The sequence below is a fragment of the Rhizobacter sp. P2_H3 genome (assembly GCF_056403355.1).
The window spans coordinates 1-3,935 of record NZ_JBFUFQ010000361.1 but is presented as its reverse complement, the minus strand read 5'-3'; the positions used below and the strand labels follow the sequence as shown (position 1 = coordinate 3,935).

The window sequence follows — 3,935 nt, the reverse complement described above, 5'->3', positions numbered from 1 at the left end:
CGGCCGTGGCGGTGCGCACGTACGCGGCGTGCCCGCCGAGCGCCTGCGCACCCTGCGCCCAGTCCGCGAGACCGGGGCCGCACAGCCCGATGCCTTGCACGAAGAGCGTGCTCATCGGGCGGCTCCGAACACGAGGCTGGCGTTCGAGCCGCCGAAGCCGAACGAGTTGCTCAGCACATGGCGCAACGGCGCCGCGCGGCTGTGGTCGACGTAGTTCGACTGCAGCTCGGCATCCGGGTGCAGCCGGTTCAGCCCGCCCGGGATCAGCCCGTGCTGCAGCGCGAGCACGCCCAGCACCGCCTCGACACCGCCGGCCGCGCCCAGCGTGTGGCCGGTCGCGCCCTTGGTGGAGCTGCAGGGCACGGCCGGCCCGAACACGGTCTGCACGGCACGGTCTTCGGCCGCGTCGTTGTTGTGCGTCGCGGTGCCGTGCAGGTTGATGTAGTCGATGTCGCCCGGCTGCAGGCCCGCACCGGCCAGCGCCTGCTGCATCGCCGCGACCGCGCCGCCGCCGTCGGGCAGCGGCGAGCTCATGTGGAAGCCGTCGCTGCTCTCGCCGGTGCCGAGCAGCCAGGCTTGCGGTTCCGCCATCCCTCGCACCTTGCGCTCCAGCAGCGCGAATGCCGCCGCCTCGCCCAGCGACAGCCCGTTGCGGCCGGCATCCCAGGGCCGGCAGATCTGCGGCGACAGCAGTTCCAGCGAGTTGAAGCCGTACAGCGTCGTCAGGCACAGGCTGTCGACGCCGCCGACCACCGCCGCGTCGATCCAGCCGAGCTCCATCAGCCGCGCGGCGGCCGCGAACACCTTGGCGCTCGACGAGCAGGCCGTCGACACCACCCACTGCGGCCCGTCGAGTTGCAGCGCGAGCGCGACGAAGCGGGCGAGCGAACCGGTGTTGTGCGTCTCGGCGTAGTGGAAGTCGTCCGGCAGCGCGCCGTCGGGGCCGCGCCGGCGGTAGGCATGCTCGGTCTGCAGGATGCCGGAGGTGCTGCTGCCCAGCAGCACCGCGACGCGTTGCGCACCATGGCGCTCGCGTGCAGCGCGCACCGCCGCGCGGAAACCGTTCTGCTGCAGCCCGAGCCAGGCGAGCCGGTGGTTGCGGCAGTCGTAGGCCTCGAGCTCGGCCGGCAGCGCGATCGCATCGACGCCGGCGACCTCGCCGACATGGCAGGTCAGCGCGACATCCTCGAAGCGGCACGGTGCGAGCCCGCTGCGGCCGTCGCGCAGCGCCTGCAGGTGGGTCTCGTTGCCGGCTCCGAGCGCGCTCGTGACCGTCATCCGGGTGATCGCGACCGGCTTCATGCGGCGGGGGCGGTGTGGGTCGTCGCCACCGCAGGGTGCGCAGGCCAGGCATCGCCCAGCCGCACGAAGCGCAGCCCCGCTTGCCGCACCTGGGCGATCAGCGCCGGCAGCACCTCCAGCACCACCGGCCGGCCTTCGGGCGTGGCGGCGCAATGGCCGTCGTGCAGCAGCAGGATGTCGCCGCCGCGCAGGCCCCGTGTCAGGCGCGCCAGCACGCGTTGCGCATCGCCGTCGCGGGTGTCGAAGCCGCGGCGCGTCCAGCTTGCGAGCCGCAGGCCGGCACGGTGCAGCACCGGGCCGAGGAACACGTTGCGCAGGCCGGCCGGTGCGCGGAACAGCGTCGGCCGCGTACCGGTTGTCGTGTGAAGAAACGCTTGCGCCTGCTGCAGCTCGCGCGCGATGCGGCGCGGGCCGAACAGCGAGAATGCATGCGGGTGCCGCCAGCTGTGGTTCTGCACCTCGTGGCCGCGCTGCACGATCTCGCGCAGCAGGGCAGGGTGGGCGGCCGCGCGTTCGGCGATCACGAAGAAGGTGGCCTGCACGCCGGCCGCGTCGAGCTGGTCGAGCACCTGCGGCGTCAGCACCGGGTCCGGGCCGTCGTCGAGCGTCAGCGCGATCTCGCCGCGCGCCGCGGCGGGCGCGGGCAGCCGCGTGATGTTCTCGCCCAGCCAGGTCGAGCGCGGCCACAGCCCGAGTCCCGTGATGGTGAGGTGGTTCAGCACGACCGCGCCGAGCGCCCACGGCCACGCGCCGGGCGTGCGCAGCACCGCGAGCAGCGCCAGCAGGTGCAGCGCGGCACTGAACAGCAGGAAGGTGGGAACGGGCCAGGTCGTCATGCGAATCGTTGAGTCCGGGGTGGGAAATCCGGGGTGGAAAGCGCTGGCCGCCAGCAGGGCAAATCAGGGCGCGGATTGTCCCACACCGCCCGGACGGCGCGCCCAGCTGGCCGACAGCAGCAGGCACAGCAGCGTGCCCGGCGCGACCACCTCGCCCAGCGCCACCAGCAGCGGCACGCTGGAGGTGCACAGCAGCGCGAACGACGCGACGATGGTCAGGTTGGCCAGCAGCAGCGAGGCGAGCGTCTCGGCGTCTGCGGCCTGGGCCTCCTGCTGGGCGAGCTGGTCGAAGAACAGCGCGTAGTTCGACCCGACCGCCACCACCAGCAGCAGCCCGACCAGATGCAGCACGCCGAGCGCGACGCCGGCGAGCGTGAGCCCGGCCAGCACCAGCACCACGCTGGCCGCCAGCGGCAGCGCGACGCGCCACAGCCGGCGCAGCGAGCGCAGCCCGGCGTACAGGATCAGCAGCACCGCCAGCGCGCCGAGCGCGCTCTGCCAGAAGGCCTCGCGCAGGTAGCGCGCATAGAGCGCATCGAGCTCGGGCTGGATCTCGACGACGCGGGTGTCCGGCAGCCCCTGCATCGCATCGCGCAGCCGCACCGCGGGCAGCGCCTGCGTGCCGGCGCGCAGGCTCAGCAGGACCGTCCAGGGGCGGTCGGCGGCCGCCGGCAGCAGCTGCGCCTGCAGCGCGGTTGCGAGCGGCGTGCCGTCGTAGTCGGCGCGCGTCACCGGTTTCGCCTGGCGCTGGGCCTGCACGTCGGCGATGAAGGGCTCGAGCCGGTCGGCCGGCAGCAGGCCGTCGGCGGTGGCCTGCTTCAGCCGGGCGCGCAGCGTGTCGGCATCGGGCAGCGCGGCCTGGCGGGCGGCCTGCGTGGCCGCGCTCGGCAGCAGCCGCGTCGGCGATTCGTAGCCGGCGAGCAGGCCGGCAGCGACCAGCGGATCGAGTCGCGCCGACGCCTGCTCGGCACGCTGCAGCGCGGTCGCCTCGTCGGGCGCCTCGATCGCGACCAGCGTGCCCAGTTCGGCCGCGCCCAGGTCGGCGCGCAGCGAGGCATCGAGTGTCAGCGCCTGCGCCGACACCGGGCTCAGGTGCGTCAGTTGCCCGCGCCACGCGCTCGGCAGCACCAGCAGCAGCGCGAGCGCCGCCGCGCCGAGCCCGCCCCAGAACCAGCGCAGCTGCGGCAGCGCAGCCGCGGCCCGCGCGGTGGCCTGGCCGAGGCGCATCCGCAGCCCGAGGCCGGGCGCGCCGTCGGGGGCCAGGTCGGTCAGCAGGTAGCGCGTGGTCAGCGCCGCGGCCAGCAGGCCGGCGACCGAGAACACGCCGAGCTGCGCCAGCCCGCCGAAGCCGGAGAACACCAGCGCCGAGAAGCCGGCCAGCGAGGTCAGCAGGCCCCAGCGCACGGTCGGCCAGTTGTGCCGGCGCCAGTGCAGTGCGCCGCTGCCAGTGCCCGGCGTGGCGCGGGCCTGCACCAGGTAGTAGATCGCGTAGTCGACCGCCTCGCCGATCAGCGTGGTGCCGAAGCCGAGCGTCATGCCGTGCACCTGGCCGAAGCCGAGGCTCACCGCCACCGTGCCGGCCAGCACGCCGCTCGCGACCGGCAGCAGCGCGACGCCCAGCGCCTTCAGCGAACCGAACGCGAGCAGCAGCAGCGCGAGCACGATCGCGCCGTCCCACAGCGCGAGCCGTTCGACCTCGGCCTTGATCAACGTGCGCGACTGCACGCCCAGCACGCCGGCGCCCGACAGGTCGAGCGACAGCCCGCGCGCGGCCCACGGTGCGAAGGCGTGCCGCAG

General features: G+C 74.4%; 3 protein-coding genes. All 3 read right to left on the bottom strand.

From position 1 onward, the window contains the following. Nucleotides 1–111: 111 nt before the first annotated feature. On the bottom strand, nt 112–1,302 hold the full coding sequence (locus AC1D1T_RS30820; RefSeq protein ID WP_477840114.1) for a beta-ketoacyl-[acyl-carrier-protein] synthase family protein: 1,191 nt from the start codon (nt 1,300–1,302) through the stop codon (nt 112–114). Beyond that, a complete protein-coding gene (locus AC1D1T_RS30815; RefSeq protein WP_477828474.1) occupies nt 1,299–2,138 on the bottom strand; it encodes a polysaccharide deacetylase family protein in 840 nt (279 codons plus the stop codon). Before AC1D1T_RS30815 ends, AC1D1T_RS30820 begins: the two co-directional genes overlap by 4 nt. A gap of 63 nt (nt 2,139–2,201) precedes the next feature. Beyond that, nucleotides 2,202–3,935 (bottom strand): MMPL family transporter (locus tag AC1D1T_RS30810; protein ID WP_477993207.1); only part of this gene is annotated, 1,734 nt, incomplete at its 5' end.